We start from the raw sequence: 19,776 nt of genomic DNA on the forward strand, positions 1-19,776 counted from the left end.
AATACAAATCTTCTAAAAAGCAATTTTAAACCAGGAGCGTATTTTTTATGGAATATACAAAAATTTTTGAAACCCGCTGTCCGGTAGATTCTTCCAAGGTAAAGCATACCGTTACCTTTACTCAGGGAAGCTGCAGCCGTTATCCGGAAGACATCTTGACTTCCTTTGTATGCAACCGCAATTCATCCTGCAGCAAATGCGCAGAAAACTACCGAGACTAAAGGATATTATATGACAGAACCAACGAGAAAAAAGACAGGCAGTACCACAAAGAAAAAAAACGTTAACATGAAAAAAACTAACGCAAATACAGTCAACAAAACTGCCGCCAGAAAAAACACCAGAACTGGTACAAGAAAAAAATCTTCCACCGAATCTGCCACGGAGACGCTGTCTTCCACCGGCAAAACGATTCGCAAAACTTCAGGATCCAGAGCTGTTCCGCGAAAATCTGCCTCCCAAATCGCTCGGGAAGCAGAAGTCCGGCGCTTGAAGACTCTGATCGCAGCAGTTTCCGCCGTGGTACTGATCCTTGGTGGTCTGTTGATTCATCATCTGCTCGCCCCTGTGGACAAAGGCTCGCTGACCGGTGTCAGTGATGAGGTTTTGCAGTATGAGGCTTCGGTAAAAAAGGCATGTAAAGATGCCGGCATCTCTCAGTTTTCCACAGTGATGCTTGCCATGATGCAACAGGAAAGCTCCGGTCTTGGAACGGATGTCATGCAGTGTTCGGAATGTCCTTTTAATACTGAGTATGACAATACCCCCAATGCAATTGACGATCCGGAATATTCCATTCAGGTGGGCGCCGAATATTTTGCCTACTGTCTGAAAGAGGCCGGATGTAAACGTATCAGTAATACAGAACGGTTAAAAATTGCCCTGCAGGATTATAATTTTGGCAACAGTTATGCCATTTGGGTTCTGGAAAACTATGGATCCTATTCAGTGGAAAATGCCACTGAATTCTCCCTGATGATGCAGAATACTCTGGGGTGGAGCAGCTACGGGGATCCGGAATATGTGGATCATGTGCTGCGATATTTTATTATGCCATAGCAGTTCAGATGCCACTGTAAAGCACAAACGTATCTGTGAAAATACGAACAATTTTATGTCATCCATAAAAAAGAGAAACAAACGCGCTCTGAAACGAACCGCTTTTGTTTCTCTTTTTATGCCTGTAAATTACTCCGTAATCTATTTTAATTTTCTCAAAGCCATAACTGCATCATCAATATATGGGTTCACTGCCTGTGCAAAACTTCCGTCTGCCATATGCGCAAATTCTGGATCAATCGGCATTTTTCCAAGTACCGGTGTGCCAAGTTCTTTGGCAATCTCATCAATATGGCTTTCTCCAAATACAGAAATCTTCTTTCCACAGTCTGGACATGCCAGATAACTGTAGTTCTCTACAATTCCCAGTACCGGAATATTCATGGTAACTGCCATATTGTATGCCTTTTTTACAATCATACGTACCAGATCCTGTGGGGAAGATACGATTACAATTCCTTCTACCGGCAGGGACTGGAAGACGGTCAGTGGCACATCCCCTGTTCCAGGAGGCATATCTACCAGAAGATAATCCAGTTCTCCCCAGATCACGTCACTCCAGAACTGTTTTACCATACCTGCAATGACCGGTCCTCTCCAGATTACCGGTGATTCTTCATTCGGCATCAGCAGATTGATAGAAATCACCTTAATATCATTGTCTGTAATTGCCGGGTAGATGCCCTGGTCATCTGCCACTGCCGGCTGATGCAGACCATACATTTTCGGAATGGACGGTCCAGTAATATCTGCATCCAGAATACCTACGCGATATCCTTTGGACGCAAGCTGGTTTGCCAGTGATGCCGTTACCATAGATTTGCCTACACCGCCTTTTCCACTGACAACACCGATCACATGTTTTATATCTGAAAATGCATTCATATCCACCAGGAAACTTTGTGGATTCTGCTTACTTGGACATCCTTCACAACTTGATTTTGAACAGCTTGATGCACTGCTGCATGTAGAATTCTCTGCCATATTCATCCTCTTTTCTTATTCTTATTTGCGAAATATGGGGACGAAACAATTCCGTCCCCAACTTCCTTTATTCTATTCCAAAACGCTAACTATTTCAAGCTATTTTAAAGAACCAAATCCGCTTTTAGTCAGTTTAAAGCTAAGCTAATACTCTTCTTTTTCGGTAATATCTCTGTTCCGGTTGAAGATATCATAGACACACGGAATGACAAACAGGGTCATCAGGGTACCGTAAGTCAGCCCGCCGATAGTTACGATTGCCATCGGCTGCACCATATCTGCTCCCATTCCATTCCCGGCAGCCATGGTACAAAGTCCCAGAATGGTAGTCAGTGCTGTCATGATAACCGGACGGAGTCTGGATCTTCCCGATTCTACAATGGCTTCTTTCTTCTGCATTCCGTCTCTTCGGAGCTGATTGATATAGTCCACCAGCACAATACCGTTATTGACAATAATACCTGCCAGCATGACAAAACCGATCATGGCAATGACACTGACTGGCTTATCTGTCAGATACAGTGCCAGGAAGCCTCCGGTAAATGCCAGCGGAATAGTAAATATAATAATAAACGGAGATAATAGTGACTGGAACTGCGCTACCATAATCAAATACATAAACACAATGGCCAGAATCATCATCTTCATAACCTGTCCCATAGCATCATTAATTGTCTCATCCTCACCCTTCATGGTTACGCTGTATCCCTTTGGTACTTCATAATCTGCCAGCTTCTTTTCCACTTCTGCTGACACCAACCCAATATTGTAACCATCCGCAATCTCAGCAGTTGCACTGACATAACGGTTCTGTGCATCTCGATTAATTGAAGAAAATCCCTCCGTATCTACAAATTCTACCAGTTCAGACAATGGAACATCTTCTTTTTTCTGGTCGGCATTGGTACCTTCAATGGTCAGCTCACGGATCTTGTCACGGGTCAGTGTCTCATCTGCATCACTGATTACCAGTACATCATAGTCATTGGATTCGGTACTCAATGTGGTTGCGCTGCTGGCCTCTGCCAGCTTCTGCTGCAGGAACTGGTAAATCTGTGCTGTGGTCAGTTGATAACTCATAGCTTTGTTCTTATCTACCACCAGACGCATCTCTACGGTCTTCTCTTCGATACCGTCTGACACATTCCTGGTTCCTTCCACAGATGACAGAATGTCTGCCACATCTGTTGCGATCTCCTTTAATTTATCCAGTTCACGACCTTTAATCATCACACTGATACCGGAGCCGCCAAGAGAAGACATATCCATATTGGAAGTCTGCACACTTACTTCGCAGTTCAGGTCTGCCGTCTGATCCAGAATCACTGCTGCCAGTTCATCATTGCTCAGTTTTTTATCTTCCTTCAGCATAACATACATAGACACTTCTCTATCACTTCCGGAACCGGATCCCATCATACTCATCATATTGCTGCCGGATACCATAGCGCCGATGTCTTCCACATCGTCCAGTGTCTCGATTCTTTTGATTGCCTCATCCGCCACTTTGGCAGTATCTGCAAGAGAACTTCCTTCTGGCGTGGTCAGTGTCAGCGACATCTGGGTGCTCTCCATGTCACCCATAAATTCCGTTCCTTTAGATACCGCCAGCTTCGCAGACAGCACCAGAATACCGACTGCCAGCAGGATTACCAGGATTTTTACTTTTAATGCCCCTTTCAGCAATACTGCATAAGCATTCTGAATCTTATCAAAAATACGGTGTTTCTTATCGGTTCCTTTCTTCAGAAGTCCTGCTGCCATAGCCGGAACCAGTGTCAGTGCCACTACCAGGCTGGCGACCAGGGAATAGGCTATGGTCAGTCCCATATCTACAAATAACTGACGGGTAATGCCCTCTGTAAACAGAATCGGTGCAAATACACAGATGGTTGTCAGTGTGGATGCCACAATAGCTCCCGCTACCTGGCTTGCGCCTTCCACCGCTGCCTTTTTCACGGAATATCCTTCACTTCTCAGTCTGTAGATATTCTCGATTACTACGATGGAGTTATCCACCAGCATACCGATTCCCAGTGCAAGACCGGACAGAGAAATAATATTCAGCGTAATATTGCTAAAATACATACACACAATTGCCGTCATGATACTGATCGGTATGGAGCATGCAATGACCAGGGTCGGGCGGAAACTTCCCAGAAATACCAATAACACTAAAATTGCCAGACCTGCACCGGAAAGCATATTCTGTATCACAGAATCTACTACCATGTCAATGTAGACACCCTGATCCATCATTTTGATAAAATGAATGTCTCCTTTGGTTTCTTCCAGTTCTGTAAACTTCTCTTTTATCCGGTTCGAAACAGTTCCGGTGGAATAACCTGACTGTTTCTGCATGGTCAGCATCACGCCCGGATGGCCATTGACTGTAGCATAGATTTCATCACTGTTGTCTGTCATAACCACATCTGCCACATCTGACAGTTTAATCGGATCCAGATCTTCCATATGCAGATCCAGAATCACCAGATCTTCCATATCTTTCATACTGGTCAGTTTATTTCCTACACGTACCAGAAAATCAATGCCGTCTTCTGTCACGTAACCAGCCGGCATCATAAAGTTCTGGGCCGACAGGATATTTTTTACCAGATCTGTCGTCACAAGTTCCGTCACATCCGACTGATCATAAGCAGATTCCTTCTGCTCCTCTATCTGATCCAGCGCAGTCTCAATCTGCTGTTTACCTGATTGTAACTGAGCTTTGCCTACCGCCATCTCAATAGTGGCATCAATCCTGGCTCCATCAATCTGGCTCTGTGCACCGGAAAGCCGGTTCTCACCATCTGCCAGTTGTTTTTCTGCCGCCGTAAGCTGTTCTTTCGCAGCATTTAACTGTGTTCTTCCATCTGCAATCTGCTGTTTTCCCTGTTCTACTGCATCTTTTCCCTTCTGTATGGTTTCCAGCTGCTCCGGAGTCTTGTCGATTTGCTCCTGTAACTTTGCAATGCCATCCTCTAACTGCTTCTGTGTATCCATCAGTGAAAAACGCACTTTTTCAATATTGGTCTTCAGGTCATTTCCAGACAATGTTACATCCACTCCAAGAGCAATGAGTTGATTTCTCTGCTCCACGAGCTGATCATACTGTTCCTTCAGTGCTGTCATTTCCTGTGCCGCTGACGCCGCATCTCCTGCCAGACTTCCATAATCTGGTATCTCCGGTGTCTGATTCGTATCATCCCGGGATTCATCCAAAACCAGTTCTTCTTCCTGTTCCGCTTCTTCCGGAGCACCTGCCTCTTCCAGCACATTCTGATCTGTGCCATTCTGTATCACATCCGCTTCGGCATTCTCATCTGGGACATCTGAAGCTGTACTCTCATCCAAAACAGGCTGCTCTGCAGTATTTTCCAGAACATCCTGATCCACCGTCGCTTCATCCTGCGCATTCTGATCCGTTATTACTTCATCCTGAATGTCCTGATCCGCTGTTATTTCTTCACTCAGTGTCTCTTCCTGTGCTGCCTGAGTCAGATTTGGGCTGTTCTCGATCAAGGCAGCTGTCTCCTGTTCTGTTTCTCCCTCTGTTATCACTTCTGTCTCAGACGCATCGCTTTGAGCAATTCCAAGCACCTGTTCCAGCTGGGCAATGGACTGATTCAGCTGCTCTACCTGATCTGCAGTCAGAGTTCCTACCGCTGCCACTGCCTGGTCAATGGATGTCTTCTGTGTCTCCAGTGCTGTCTTCTGTGCCGGAAGTGCCAGAAGGTTCTTTTCTCCTTCTTCTAACTGTTCTTCCTGGGTTTTCAGTTCTGACTCAGATTTATCCAGTTCACTTAACGCGTCTTCTATTTCCTTTTTCTTTTCGTTTAATTCCAGCTTTCCTCTTAACATCTGGCTGGATCCTGAACTGATCCGCTCCTGGGCTTTTCCTGTCTGTGTCTTCAACTGCTCCTGTCCACTGTTTAAGGACTGTTCGCCGCTTTCCAGTTCACTTTTGTTCTCTTCTAATTCTGCCTGCGCATCATCAAACTTCTTATCCAGTGCACTGCGGACTTTTTCATTGACCTCTCTGATCTTGTCTTCCCGCAGAACTACCTGCACCTGTTCTTCAATCGTACCCGTTGACGACACAGATGCTACACCTTCGATACTCTCCAGTTCCGGCAGGATTTCATTCTCCACCAGATCTGTCAACTCACTCTGGGACAGATCCCCTCCTTCCAGCGCCGCAACCATGACCGGCATCATATCCGGATTCAGCTTCATAATGATTGGATTTCCCACCGAATCACTCCAGGCACCTTCGATCTGATCCAATTTTTCCCGCATATCTACGGTGATCGAATCCATATTGGCTGTCTGGGCGAATTCCAGAATCACCATAGACAGATTCTCCGATGAAGTGGAGCTGATGTTTTCGATGTTACTGATGGTTGCCATTGCCTGTTCAATTGGTCTGGTAACTGTAGTTTCTACTTCTTCCGGACTTGCCCCAATGTATGTTGTATACACAATCGCATATGGCAGATTCATGTCGGGTAAAAGGTCTGTCTGCATACTGGTAAAGGATACATATCCCAAAACCAGAATCAGGACCACACCCACCAGGACAGTATAAGGTCTCTTTACACTAAACTTCGATATCATGTTTGCCTCCCACATGAGCATTTTCTATCTGATCCGGGCATTCCATCTGCGGCATGATCTCATTGATCCGCTTCATAATGTGGAGCATATTCTGTGCATCCTCTTCTCCCAGATGTTCCATCAGACGGGTCACCATATTTTCCGGTACACGTCTGCACTCTTCTGCTTTTTTTCGTCCCTCTTCAGTCAGTTCCACCAATATCTTTCTCCGGTCTTTTTCATTGACTTTCCGTATCACCTGTTTCTTCCGTTCCAGACTGTTCAGTGCCACCGCCACTCTCGCCGTGCTGCTTTTTAACGCTTTTCCCAGCTCTCCCGGCGATGCGCCTTCTCCCTTCTGAAGAAGATACAGAAGCATAAATGCTTCTCCTTTCATAGAATGGCTGATGGTTTTACTCTGTGCCAATCTTCCTAAGCGGTAAAATTCCTCCAGAAATTCCTTTGCCAGTTCTTCTGTTCTGTACTCCATATGAACTCCTCTTTAATAATTCTTTTTCTCTAGTAATATGATGTACTAGTTATCTAATAGTATTAGCATTTTATCTCAGCAGACAGGTAACTGTCAAGATACCCATATTATATGTTTCCTTCTCTTGTAAGCTTTTTCATCCAGTTTCCGTAGTTTACTTTTAAAAACACCGGCACACATTTTATAAACTGGTCAATATTCAGACATATTACTACCACTGCCGATGAAGCACCTGCCACAAATGCCATATAGCAGGATAAAGGTATGACAATCAGGCAGATGCAGACAGTATCCAGTTTTGCACTGAAATACACACTTCCTCCACCTTTTATAATTCCTGCATTGGTTGGCATCTGATACGCCATTGCCACATATACCACACTCAGTATAATTAAAAACTGATTGGCAAGTTCCATGGTTTCCGGACTGAGATCATACAGACTGAGAACCGGAATGCGGATAAAATACAGCAGGATTCCTCCGGCTATTGCCAGAAGCAAAAACAGTATCTGTAATTTTCTGGCGTATCTTTTTACCAGCTCTCCGTCACCCATTCCTATAGTCTTTCCAATCATAACGCTTGCTGCGGAAGCTGCTCCCACGGCCGCTGATTTCACCACCAGATATAGATTGGAAGCTGCACTGTTGGCCGCAATTGCCGCTGAATTCATATGCCCCAGCACCACCGTCTGCATGGCAGTATTAATTCCCCACAGGACAGAAAATACAAGAAGCGGCATCAGAACTTTCAGATAATCCTTCAATAATGTCTGGTCTCTCTGCATAAAATCTGCCAGCTTCAGTCTCAGATACTTTTCTTTTTGTACGATGTACCCGATCAGTACCGCACATTCCAGAATTCTGGCTGTCAGCGTACCAATGGCAGCTCCGGTCACACCAAGTTCCGGTGCCCCGAATCTTCCAAAAATCAGTACATAATTTATACCACAATTCACTACCAACGCCAGAACAGACAAATTCAGCGCAATCTTGGCCACTTCTGTACTGCGAAGTGCCGCAAGCAGCATCTGCGTCACAGCAAAAAACAGATACGTAAAACGAATGGTACGAAGATACGTTACTCCTTCTCTGATAATCCGCTCATCGGTGGTAAATACCTGCATTGCCTGTCCCGGAAAAAGGGTGATAACAAGAAACAACATTACCGCTGTAGCAACTCCAAATCGCATGGCAATTGCAATCACTTTTTTCATTGGCTGAATCTGCTTTTTCCCCCAATACTGACTGCAGAAAATCACCATTCCGTCTCCAAATGCAATCAGTAGCTGCTGATACAGGAACTGGATCTGATTCACCGCCGTCACTCCTGACAAAGAAATCTCTCCATAAGCGCCCAGCATAATATTGTCTGCAAGATTCACACTTAATGTCACAATATTCTGCAACACCAATACAATATACAATTGAAAAAAACTTTTATAGAATTCTCTGTCCTTCATTGTCACTTCCCGCCTGTCTTTTTCTTACCTACTGAAATTATTTCTTCCTGATTATAGCAGAAAATACCCTCCCTGTGACATTTTCATGCCACGAAGAGGGTATTTCTTTTATCTGGTCAAAAAATCTACGTTACACTTCTGTCCATACAGAAGCATTCTTACTGCTGTCTACTACCGCATGAATAAATTTTACACCTGCCACACCGTCAGAAACTGTCGGATAATCTCCGTTCTTTTCCGGGCAGTGTCCATTTACACATTCCAGAACATCTTTCATAAATCCATGATAGATGTTGGCAAATGCAAAAGTCAGTCCTTCCGGATGACCGGACGGGATATGGTTTCTTTCTGCCGCCATTCCTGTTATGTATCCGGTTCCTCTGTGATAGATCTGATCCGGCTGTCCTTTTTTCGTTACTTTCAGATAATCCGGTTCTTCCTGCACCCATTCAATGGATCCTTCGCTTCCGAAAATCCGTACCACCAGACCATTCAGATGGCCTGCGCACACCTGGGAACAGCTGTATACACCATGAACCCCATTGTCATATTCCACCAGGATATTGGCATTCAGATCCAGATCCATTCCGTAATTATCCAACACTGCCGCTACTTTTTTCGGATGCATGCCCGTGATATAGGCAACCGTATCTTCGATATGGGTTCCGATATCTCCCACACAGTTGGAAATGCCGGATTTGGCCGGGTCCGTTCTCCAGACAGACATCTTCGTTGTAGTCTGGTTACCGCCGCCGATTTCATCAATCAGCCAGTCCTGCAGATATTCCGCATTTACATTTACAATGTTACCGATTTCACCTGCTGCTACCAGTTCTTTTGCCAGTTTTACCATTGCATATCCGGTATAGGTATAGGTTACTGCAAACATAAGATGCTTCTCTTTTGCAATCTGTTCCAGTTCTTCTCCCTGCTCAATAGTAAAGCAGAGTGGCTTTTCACATGCCACATGAATGCCCGCCTCCAGGAACGTTTTCGCCACTTCATAATGGGTCGCATTCGGGGTCACGATAGATACAAAATCAATTCCGTCTTCTCTTGCGCTTTCTGCCTTTGCCATTTCCTCATAGGAACTATATAACCTATCCTGCGCAATTCCATAGAACTCTCCGGTTTCTTTGTTTTTTTCTTCTCTGGAACTGAAGCAGGCTGCCACAAGATCTGCTGTTTCCTCCAGTGCAATGGCTCTTCTGTGTACCGCACCGATAAATGCGCCAAGGCCACCGCCAACCATACCATATCTCAGTCTTTTTCTGTCACCCATTGTTCTTCCTTCCCCCTTTAGTTTGCGATTGCATCGTCAAATTTGAAATCAGATGCACGGAAATCAATATGAGAACCAAGAAGATCGCTTCTTCCATCTAATGTAACCGCAGCATCCTTCATATGTACATGATACACCTTATCTGCAAAATCCTAAAGAAAAATATGCGGTGTAATGCCCTGCCAGATCAGGTGGCTTGGATCAAAGTTCAGACCAAATTCCGGTGCAATCTGCATTTCACTTTATTTTTCTTGCTAATTCTATATTTTTTCGTTATGATAATTCGTGAGTGTGCTGTAAACACGTTGTTTTTTGAAATAATCTGTATAAGGAGTTTTTATGATTTTAGAGGTAAAGAATTTAAGCCACGGTTTTGGTGACCGTGCTATTTTTGAGAATGTATCTTTCCGTCTGTTAAAGGGTGAGCACATTGGTCTGATCGGTGCCAATGGAGAAGGAAAGTCTACGTTTATGAATATTATTACCGGACATCTGATGCCGGATGAAGGAACGGTGGAATGGGCAAAGAATGTCCGTGTCGGCTATCTGGATCAGCATGCGGTTCTGGAAAAAGGTATGACCATCCGCGATGTGTTAAAGTCTGCTTTTTCTTATCTGTTTGATATGGAAGCGGATATGAACCGAATGTTCGAACAGATGGGTGAAGCTTCTCCGGAAGAGATGGAAAAGCTGCTGGAAGAGACCGGAACCATTCAGGAGCTGCTGGAGCATCATGATTTCTATATGATTGATGCCAAAGTGGAAGAAATCGGCCGTGCCCTTGGTCTTGTGGATATCGGTCTTGACCGGGATGTTACGGATCTGTCCGGTGGGCAGCGTACCAAAGTACTGATGGGAAAACTGCTTCTGGAAAAACCGGATATCCTGCTTCTGGACGAGCCAACCAACTATCTGGACGAACAGCATATTGAATGGTTGAAGCGTTATCTGAATGATTATGAGAATGCATTTATTCTGATCTCCCATGACATTCCATTCCTGAACAGCGTCATTAATCTGATCTATCATATGGAAAATAAGTCTCTGGATCGTTATCCTGGAGATTATGACAAGTTCCAGGAAGTCTATGCCATGAAAAAAGCTCAGCTAGAAGCTGCCTACAATCGCCAGCAGCAAGAGATCCGGGATCTCAAGGACTTCGTCGCCCGCAACAAGGCCAGCGTTGCCACCCGGAATATGGCCATGTCTCGTCAGAAGAAGCTGGATAAAATGGATGTCATCGAACTGGCAAAAGAAAAACCGAAGCCAGAATTCCATTTTCAGGCTGCCAGAGCTTCTGGAAAAATAATCTTTGAGACAAAAGATCTGGTCATTGGTTACGATGATCCTCTGACCAGACCACTGAATATCTCTATGGAGCGAGGGGAGCGCATTGCCCTGGTGGGGGCCAACGGTATCGGTAAAACTACTCTGTTAAAGAGCATTCTTGGATTGATCAAACCATTCTCCGGATCCGTTACTCTGGGAGATTACCAGTATATCGGATACTTTGAGCAGGAAACTCCGGCAGGCAATACCACTACCTGTATTGAAGAGATCTGGCAGGAATTCCCGGCTTTCAATCAGTTCGAAGTGCGCTCCGCCCTTGCCAAATGCGGACTGACCACCGAACACATCGAAAGCCAGGTACGTGTCCTCTCCGGCGGCGAACAGGCAAAGGTGCGTCTGTGCAAGATTCTGAATCAGCCAACCAATATCCTGCTTCTGGACGAACCGACTAACCATCTGGACGTAGATGCCAAAGATGAACTGAAACGTGCCCTGAAAGAATATAAAGGAAGTATTCTCCTCATCTGCCACGAACCGGAATTCTATCAGGATGTAGTGACAAAAGTCTGGAACTGCCAGGAATGGAGTACAAAACTGTAAGATTCACTCAGATTTTTAACATAATAACTGGCTGACACCCAATCATCTGTTTTTCTTGATTGGCGCCAGCCAGCTTTCTACTTGCAGATCAATTAGCTCATTCCATATTCCTTCAGTAATAACTGACAGTATTCTTTATTCAAAAGCACTTTTTCAATCTCATCATCTCGTCCTTTTTTTCTTAATTCAACAATTAGCATATACACTTTCTTCTTTTCTTCTTCAAATTTAGATTCTGAACGCTTTCTTTCCGCTTCTACTGCGTCATCTATCATTCCCTGAATTCCTTCGCACATCCTTTTTCGTTCTTCCTCTACCGCATCATCTATCATCCCCTGAATTCCTTCACACACGTTAATCTTCTCCTCGTTTTCCTCATTTTTTAATTCTATCTTTGCCGCTGCTTCTATTACACGGGCGGCGCTGCGTTCCATATTTCGGTATGCCGGATCTGTATCTATGATTTCCTGTAATTTTTCCCTGTCCTTCATATACTTACAAAAAAGCATTACTTCCCGAAAATCTGTCTGAAAACGTTCTATTTCTTCATCACTCATCTCCTGCGGCACCAGTAAATTGATTTTATAATCAGGCATGAATGGCAGTAATTTTTCATTCTGCATCATGTACATCTGCTGTAAGGTTCTCGGTCCATCCCATTCATCCGTTCCAAAATAAATCACAAGTGTAATAACAGGAATTAACCGGTCTTCTTTATAAAATCCAGACATGAATTCTCCGGATGTAATCTTTTCTTTTACCTTCCTCCTTTCCCCCCTGTGATCCCTGGCTGTTTTTTCTACCTGTGATGCATATTGAAATGCATCATAAACCATGCATTTTACAGGCATGGCATAATGAATCTCGCTTTGATTTTCCATTCCTAAAATAAGATATACTGCAGACATATCTTTTTTCGCAGATAAAATCTTCATCTTATCTCTGAATTTTTGCGATGGTACATTGTTTCCATCTTCGTTATATGGTATTGTGACCTCAGCAGTATCCACTGACATGAGCATTTCCGGTCTGATTCGCTGTTCTCCTTCATAAAGGAAAAAATTGAATACATCTGCAAATACATTGTTATCCTCCACATAATCTTTCGTACAAATGTCTAATCTTCCCATATTTACTTTTCCCTTCTGGCATTGCACCGGAATGGAACAGCTTCTGGATCATTTTCTTCTGTATCGCATCCCAGTCTTCCTGCATTCTTCATTGTTTGAAAGCATAAGATTTCTGAAATGTGATAAGAATTCTGACAGTGTCATGCACTGTGAAATGAAACAATATGCTTTATTCATATAATATTCTTTGTTTCCATTTTTGTCAATATGATACGTAACTTTTTATTAATAAATTTATATTATTATTTATGTTTCAAAGGTTCTATGCTATTATTTTGACGCTCCATATAAGCACTCTCCTCATTCCATAAAAAATGATCCGCAGAAATATCCCTTCATCTCTCCGCGAATCATTTTCTATATCTTATTTAACATTCAAGAATGCCTCGACTTTTTTCTTTAGCTGACACAATCCTCATCATAACAATAGTCATACAGCAGTCTTTCTCCTGTGCTTCGTACATGGACATGTTCCAGCCCAGGATAATCAATCTGTCTTTCCTCTCCCATCTCCGGATTAGCCAGTATCTTTTCTGTCAGTTCCAGAACTTCCCGGACATATGCATAGATGAGATAATCCTGCTGCCCATACTGCTCCGTGCCAGTTTCCTCGACATCTGACAGAATCTGCTGCGCATGTCCCGGATAGATCCGTACTTCTTTTCCTGTCCGTGCTTTTTCCCTTTCCAGAAATGTCAGAAGCTTTTCCACTTCCGGCCTATACTCTGTCAGGGAACTGCATTCCGGAAGCTGCATCCACAGGACTCCCGCACCAATGGCATCCGAAGTAAGCAGAGTGTTCCACTCCGATACCCAGACCAGAAGTGAACCCGACGTATGTCCCGGCATCTTTATAATCTGTACAGTGATGCCGCCAAGGCATAAGTTGTAATGCTCTTTTCCTGCAACAACCTGACCTGAAGACGACAACCTGTCGCACATTTCTTCGGTAAGAAATATGATCTGTGATTTTTTCTCTTCATACTTTTCAGCAAGCAATGGCCAGTCTTTTTCCGGCACGTAAACGTTGCATCCTGCATTCAGGAACTCTTCCATTCCTTTCCCGGCATGATCTTCGTGTCCGTGGGTTATCAACATTTCCAGCATTTTATCCCTGTTTTCCTGTGTATAGCTCTCCCCATATTCTGCTTTCAGAATCTTCTCCGCTTCTGTAAATAACCCGTCTGCCAGCCACAATCCGTCTACCATCAGAGCCTTTTCTTCCCCGCAGATCAGATAGGCATGTACCTGATTGGGTCCTCCGGCTTCCTCGAAGCGATACAGATGATCACTTAGTTTTTTCGTCAGAATCTCTATCATGTATTCTCCTTTCCGTCAAGGCTTTCAGAATGCCCGGCAGATCATAAATGTCTGCCGGCTGTTATTCAGACTACTCTGTTGCCATATTCCAACTGAAGCACATCCACATATCTGCTGCTCTCTCTTTTATTCGATGAAGCATATACCCCTGCCACACATCCGGTAAACCCTCCTGCGGATTCTGTGGATAAATGTCTGGCATCTATATAACCGCCTGCTTTTCTCCATCCTGCTTTCGTCTTCACTTCAAAGGATATCTGTAGATGTTTCACCTCCATGCGAAGACATACTGAAATCTTGTCTTTTGGTACTGCACTCTCATTCTTGTCTTCTTCTGTTATTGACTCCAAAGGCAGTTCCAGTTCTTTTGCGTACTTTTCCTCTCCTGCCTGAAAAGAAAGGATTTTCAGGCAAAGCTGATCTTTCTTTAAATGTGCCTCCAGCCGGATCTGATTCTCTTCATTCTGCAGATAAGCCAGCCCTGCGCATTCATAAGGTTCCAGATCGATCGGGATCTCCATCACCGTCTCCACATAAAAACGGTCATGCTGTTGGCGCAGTGCCACAAATGCTGTTTCCTTTCGTTCTGATAAGGTTCCCGGAACCAGACACATGCGCATGCATCCATCCAGCATCTGAATTTTTCCAGGACCTCTCAGTCTGAGCAATTCCGGATGAAAATAATCCCGCTGAAAACGATACTGTTTTTTCACAGACATATCTGTCTCCGACAACTCCAGATGACCGACCCCCGGATTCACAACTGGCCATCCGTCTTCCCATTCCACCTTTGCAAGGAATGTTTCCCGGCCTTTTAATGTATATCCATCTTCCGGCCGGCATGCCAGCAGCACCATATACCAGTCTCCACGTTCATCTTCCACCAGATCCCCGTGTCCCACACAGGTAACCGGATACTTTTTACCTAAATGGCGGTGCGTAAAGATCGGATTGTCCGGGCATCCCTCATAAGGTCCTTCGATCATCCTGCTTCTTGCCACTGCAATACAGTGGTGCTGCTCCGTTCCACTCTCTGCATACAGTAGATAATACCATCCATCTTTTTTATAAATGTGCGGACCTTCCGGCCAGACAGAATGTTCCATAAACCCATACCAGATCGGGACAGATTCTCCTTCCAGACATTTTTGTTCCAGATTCAGCTTCTGAATCCAAATCTCATTATCTCCAAAATAAGCTCCGCCTCCGGTTCGCTCTCTGGTTCCGATATAATAACAGGTTCCGTCTTCCTCAAAAAACAGGCTGGGATCAATACCGTCCGCATCCAGCACATAAGGATCTGACCATGGTCCTTCCGGACATTCTGCCGTCACCAGAAAGTTGCCTCCACCGCCCACATTGGTGGTTACAAGATAAAACACACCTTCATGATATCGTATGGTCGGTGCATAAATTCCCTGAGAATGCGCACATTCTCCCAGTTGCAGCTGGGATGGACGCTCCAGCACATTGCCGATCTGTTCCCAGTTCTGCAGATCCCTGCTGCACCAGATGGGAATTCCCGGATAAAAGGCAAAAGTGGAATTCACCATATAATACCGGTCTTCCACTTTGCAGATGGAAGGGTCCGGATAGAACCCTTCCAATATTGGATTTTTATGAATAATCATCTTACATACTCCATTCGAACCGGACGCTTTCCAGTCAGTTCCACACTTTTCTCGTCTGGCTGGCTGCATCCTGCATACAGTGCAAATCCTCCCTTTGCTGCTTTTCGTTCGCCGCTTTCTGTTACAATGGTAAATGCCCGCTTTTTCACCGGAACAGTAACCTCTTTTTCCTCGCCGCCATCCAGATGAACCCGTACAAATCCGCAAAGCTGTGGATGCGGAATCGTATTCTCAGATTCCAGATACTGTGCATAGATCTGCAGTACCTCATCGGTTGCCATTTTTCCACGATTTTCCAGAACCACCCGCACGGTCAGTTCCGTATCATCTGCAGCATCTTCTTCCTGCTGAATCTGTGCATCTGCTACCCGAACATCACCGTATGTCAGTCCGAACCCAAACGGATACTGGGCTTTTTCCTTCATATAGCGGTAGGTTCTGCCCTCCATATGATAATCCGTGAATTCCGGCAGTTCTTCCAATGTCTCATAGAAAGTAACCGGCAGCTTGCCTGACGGAGACACATCACCAAACAGCACTCTGGCGGCTGCCGCTCCGCCCTGAGAACCCGGATACCACAGATCCAGTATGGCATCAAAATGTTCTCTTGCAAAACTTAAGTCGATATCACTGCCTGCCATCAGGCACAAAATCACTGGTTTTCCGCACTCTGCCACAGCTTTCATCAAATCGCGCTGTACCTCCGGAAGCTGAAGTGTCTCCTTATCACCGGAAGCATAGCTGTTACCGGTATCTCCTTCTTCTCCTTCCAGAGTCTCATCCAGACCCAGACAGAGAATCACCACATCACTGTGTTTTGCCACTTCTTTTGCTTCTGCCAGACGATCCAGCGTCAATGCCAGATGCTCTGTGCGGTCACGGAACAGATCACAGCCCACACTGGTCAGGACACGTACATCCTTACCCACATAATCCTGAATACCTTCCTGAATCGTGATATATCTGGAAGCTGTTCCATGATAATTTCCCGCCAGTGCTGCACGGCTGTCTGCATTTGGTCCAATGATACCAATAGTCTTCAGTTTTTCCTTCTGCAATGGCAGGATACCATTATTTTTTAACAAAACAAAACTCTCTTCTGCCGCTTTCTGTGACAGGGCCAGATGCTCCTCTGATTCAATCTCATAATAAGGAATCTGGTCGTATTCCGATCTGTCGAACAGTCCCAGCAAATATCTGGTGGTATACAGGCGAACTGCCGACTCTGTAATGGTCTCTTCTGTCACCATGCCCTCTTTTACAGCTTTCAGAATATGAAGATACGTATTACCACAGTTCAGATCGCATCCTCGGTTAATTGCCAGAGCTGCGGATTCCTGTGGAGTATTTGTCACCATGTGACTTTCATGAAAGTCCTTAATGGCCCAGCAGTCGGATACAAAATGTCCCTGAAATCCCCAGTCACCTCTCAGTTTTTTCTGCAAAGCACGATGTGCACAGCACGGATCTCCATTGGTGCGATTATATGCACCCATGACTGCTTCTACGCCTGCTTCTTTTACCAGTGCTTCAAAAGCCGGAAGGTAAGTCTCCTCCATATCCTTTTCCGTTGCTATCGCATCAAATTCATGCCGAACAGCTTCCGGACCGGAATGTACCGCGAAATGCTTGGCACATGCCGCTGCCTTCATGGTCTCCCCATCTCCCTGCAGAGCTTTTACAAAAGCCACCCCAAGGCGACCGGTAAGGTACGGATCTTCCCCGTAAGTCTCATGTCCACGTCCCCACCTCGGGTCCCGGAAGATATTCACATTCGGAGACCAGAATGTGAGTCCTTTGTAGATATCCCGGTCATTTTCTGCAGAATAAGCATTGTATTTGGCTCTTCCTTCCACCGCAACGGTATCCGCCATCTGTCCTACAAGTTCTGTATCAAAGGTGGCTCCCATTCCGATTGCCTGCGGAAACATAGTTGCCTGACCTGCCCTTGCCACACCATGCAATCCTTCGTTCCACCAGTTATAAGCCGGAATTCCAAGACGCGGAATTGCCGGTGCATCATATCGCAGCTGGCTGGCTTTTTCTTCAAGCGTCATCTGCGCTACCAGTCGTTCTGCTTTTTTTCTCGCTTCTTCTCTGTTCATGTACTTCTCCTTTACCCCTTCACGGCACCTGCTGTCAGACCTTCTACGATCTGGTTACTGAACATACAGTACACTACAACAGTCGGTGCAATTGCAATAATAATTGCTGCAAACATCTGTACATAGTTGGTTGCATACGGTCCCACAAAATATGTCAATGTAACCGGCAGAGTTTTTTTCATTGGATCTGAGATGAATACCATTGCCAGAAGCAGTTCATTCCAGTTTCCCACAAAGGTCATCAGACCAGATACGAAGAAACCAGTCCTCGCCAGCGGGAATGCGATCTTGAAGAAAAATCCGTAGATACCGCAGCCATCGATTGCCGCAGATTCAAACAACTCTCCAGGCATACTCTTGAAGAATCCTGTCATAAGGAAAATTGTCATTGGCAATGAAAACGTAATATACGGAATCATCAGTCCAAACCGGCTGTTAGTCAGTCCCAGATTGGCAAAACGTACAAACAGTGGAATCAGAATACAGTGTACCGGAACCATCATACCAATCAGGAAAAAGGTATGTGCCGCTTCCGACAGCTTCCATTTCATTCTTGCAATGGCAAATGCTGCCATAGATCCAAAAAACAGACTGACTGCCAGACTGACACCGCAGACCAGTGCAGAGTTCAGAAGGGCTGCTCCAAGCTTGCCCATGGTCCATGCCTGTGCATAGTTCTCCGGATGCAGTACCTTCGGCAGACCGAAAGGATCAGACATCACTGCCGCATTGTCTTTCAATGACACACACAGCATCCATAAAAGCGGTGCAACATAGATTACTACCAACAGTGCCAATACAATATATAAAATCACAATGATCGGAGAAACAGGTTTTTTTATTGTTTTATTCTTTCCCATTTATCTTTCCTCCTAACCTTCATAATTTTCTACTTTGATGATACGTTTGATCACCAGTGTAACTACCAGACACATCACCAGAAGTACTACGGATATGGCACTTGCATAACCATACTTAAAATAATTAAAACCTTCTGCATACAGCTCTGTTGCCAGTACCTCTGTCCTATGGTTCGGTCCGCCCTGAGTCATGTTGTAGATCAGGTCGAAGAACTTCAGAGAACCGATACAGTTCAGAGATAATGACGTAATCATCATCGGTTTAATCAGCGGTAATGTGATGTACCGAAATGCTTTCGCTCTGGATGCGCCGTCTATGTAAGATGCTTCATAAATATCTCTGGAAATTCCGGTGATCTGTGCCATATACAGCATCATGTTCTGTCCTGCATACTGCCACAGAGCCACAAATGCAATAACCCACATCGGCAGAATAATAAAGCCTTTGGTGTCCATCAGCCACAGCGGACCCTGGATACCAAATTTGGCAAGGAGCGCATTGATACCGATCTTCGGGTTAAACATAAATGCCCACAAAAGTCCCAAGGCTGCAGATGATAATACACACGGAAGATAATATATATTCTTAAATAAGTTCCTGCCTTTTGGAATATTCGTAAGGAATACTGCCAGTCCCAGACCTACGATCTGCTGGCTGACTGCGGAAAACAGCATGAAAAAGATAGAGTTTTTCAATGCAATACGAAATGTGGAATCTTTCAAAAACAGCTTTTTATAATTTGCCAGTCCGACAAATTTCGGCGGTGTAAGTGCCGCATAATCACACAATGAATAATACAGCATCTGACAGATCGGTACGATGAGTACCAGAACAAACATCAGAAGTGCCGGTGCAATAAAGATGAAAATGGCTTTTTTATCTTTCAGAATCTTATCCATAACATCCTCCTCTTGTTTAATGAAAAAGGCTGCTACGGAACATGCCTTTTTGTTCCGCAGCAGCCATGT

The 19,776-nt window shown here is 44.7% G+C and carries 14 protein-coding genes; 3 read left to right on the top strand and 11 right to left on the bottom strand.

Annotated features, from left to right (window positions below; all coding sequences use genetic code 11):
• Positions 1-47: 47 nt before the first annotated feature.
• Positions 48-221, top strand: coding sequence for a hypothetical protein (locus H8716_RS03490; RefSeq protein WP_249307116.1), 174 nt, complete (start codon positions 48-50; stop codon positions 219-221).
• A gap of 10 nt (positions 222-231) precedes the next feature.
• The gene (locus H8716_RS03495) at positions 232-1,059 is read left to right on the top strand and encodes a lysozyme family protein (RefSeq protein ID WP_249307117.1); all 828 of its coding nucleotides are present in this window, start codon (positions 232-234) and stop codon (positions 1,057-1,059) included.
• 141 nt (positions 1,060-1,200) lie between these two features.
• Here the strand turns inward: H8716_RS03495 and H8716_RS03500 are convergent, their stop codons facing one another.
• The 5 genes from H8716_RS03500 to H8716_RS03520 form a co-directional block, all read right to left on the bottom strand.
• Complete coding sequence (locus tag H8716_RS03500; protein ID WP_249307118.1) at positions 1,201-2,043, bottom strand: Mrp/NBP35 family ATP-binding protein; 843 nt, start codon at positions 2,041-2,043, stop codon at positions 1,201-1,203.
• A gap of 144 nt (positions 2,044-2,187) precedes the next feature.
• Positions 2,188-6,660: an efflux RND transporter permease subunit gene (locus H8716_RS03505; protein WP_249307119.1), complete on the bottom strand. Its 4,473-nt coding sequence runs from the start codon at positions 6,658-6,660 to the stop codon at positions 2,188-2,190.
• Positions 6,644-7,129, bottom strand: coding sequence for a MarR family winged helix-turn-helix transcriptional regulator (locus tag H8716_RS03510; protein ID WP_249307120.1), 486 nt, complete (start codon positions 7,127-7,129; stop codon positions 6,644-6,646). The genes H8716_RS03505 and H8716_RS03510 overlap by 17 nt, the downstream gene beginning before the upstream one ends.
• A 107-nt stretch (positions 7,130-7,236) precedes the next feature.
• A complete protein-coding gene (locus H8716_RS03515) occupies positions 7,237-8,589 on the bottom strand; it encodes an MATE family efflux transporter (RefSeq protein ID WP_249307121.1) in 1,353 nt (450 codons plus the stop codon).
• Positions 8,590-8,719: 130 nt separating this feature from the next.
• Entirely contained in the window at positions 8,720-9,871 is a 1,152-nt protein-coding gene (locus tag H8716_RS03520; RefSeq protein ID WP_249307122.1) for a Gfo/Idh/MocA family protein, read from the bottom strand.
• Between the two features lie 339 nt (positions 9,872-10,210).
• Here H8716_RS03520 and H8716_RS03530 point away from each other — a divergent pair, with 339 nt between their 5' ends.
• Positions 10,211-11,761 carry an ABC-F family ATP-binding cassette domain-containing protein gene (locus H8716_RS03530; protein ID WP_249307123.1) on the top strand — a complete coding sequence of 517 codons (1,551 nt, stop codon included), beginning with the start codon at positions 10,211-10,213 and terminating at the stop codon, positions 11,759-11,761.
• 92 nt (positions 11,762-11,853) lie between these two features.
• Here H8716_RS03530 and H8716_RS03535 read toward each other — a convergent pair whose 3' ends face one another.
• From H8716_RS03535 to H8716_RS03560, 6 genes are all read right to left on the bottom strand, one after another.
• A complete protein-coding gene (locus H8716_RS03535) occupies positions 11,854-12,891 on the bottom strand; it encodes an Rpn family recombination-promoting nuclease/putative transposase (protein ID WP_249307124.1) in 1,038 nt (345 codons plus the stop codon).
• Positions 12,892-13,290: 399 nt separating this feature from the next.
• Entirely contained in the window at positions 13,291-14,211 is a 921-nt protein-coding gene (locus tag H8716_RS03540) for an MBL fold metallo-hydrolase (RefSeq protein WP_249307125.1), read from the bottom strand.
• Positions 14,212-14,276: 65 nt separating this feature from the next.
• Positions 14,277-15,842, bottom strand: a complete 1,566-nt coding sequence (locus H8716_RS03545) for a glycoside hydrolase family 43 protein (RefSeq protein ID WP_249307126.1) — start codon at positions 15,840-15,842, stop codon at positions 14,277-14,279.
• Complete coding sequence (locus tag H8716_RS03550; RefSeq protein WP_249307127.1) at positions 15,839-17,947, bottom strand: glycoside hydrolase family 3 C-terminal domain-containing protein; 2,109 nt, start codon at positions 17,945-17,947, stop codon at positions 15,839-15,841. Before H8716_RS03550 ends, H8716_RS03545 begins: the two co-directional genes overlap by 4 nt.
• A gap of 11 nt (positions 17,948-17,958) precedes the next feature.
• Positions 17,959-18,807, bottom strand: a complete 849-nt coding sequence (locus tag H8716_RS03555) for a carbohydrate ABC transporter permease (RefSeq protein WP_249307128.1) — start codon at positions 18,805-18,807, stop codon at positions 17,959-17,961.
• Between the two features lie 12 nt (positions 18,808-18,819).
• Positions 18,820-19,707, bottom strand: a complete 888-nt coding sequence (locus H8716_RS03560) for a carbohydrate ABC transporter permease (protein WP_249307129.1) — start codon at positions 19,705-19,707, stop codon at positions 18,820-18,822.
• Between the last annotated feature and the right edge of the window lie 69 nt (positions 19,708-19,776).

This window comes from Jingyaoa shaoxingensis, from assembly GCF_014385005.1.
Classification (GTDB): Bacteria; Bacillota; Clostridia; order Lachnospirales; family Lachnospiraceae; genus Marvinbryantia; species Marvinbryantia shaoxingensis.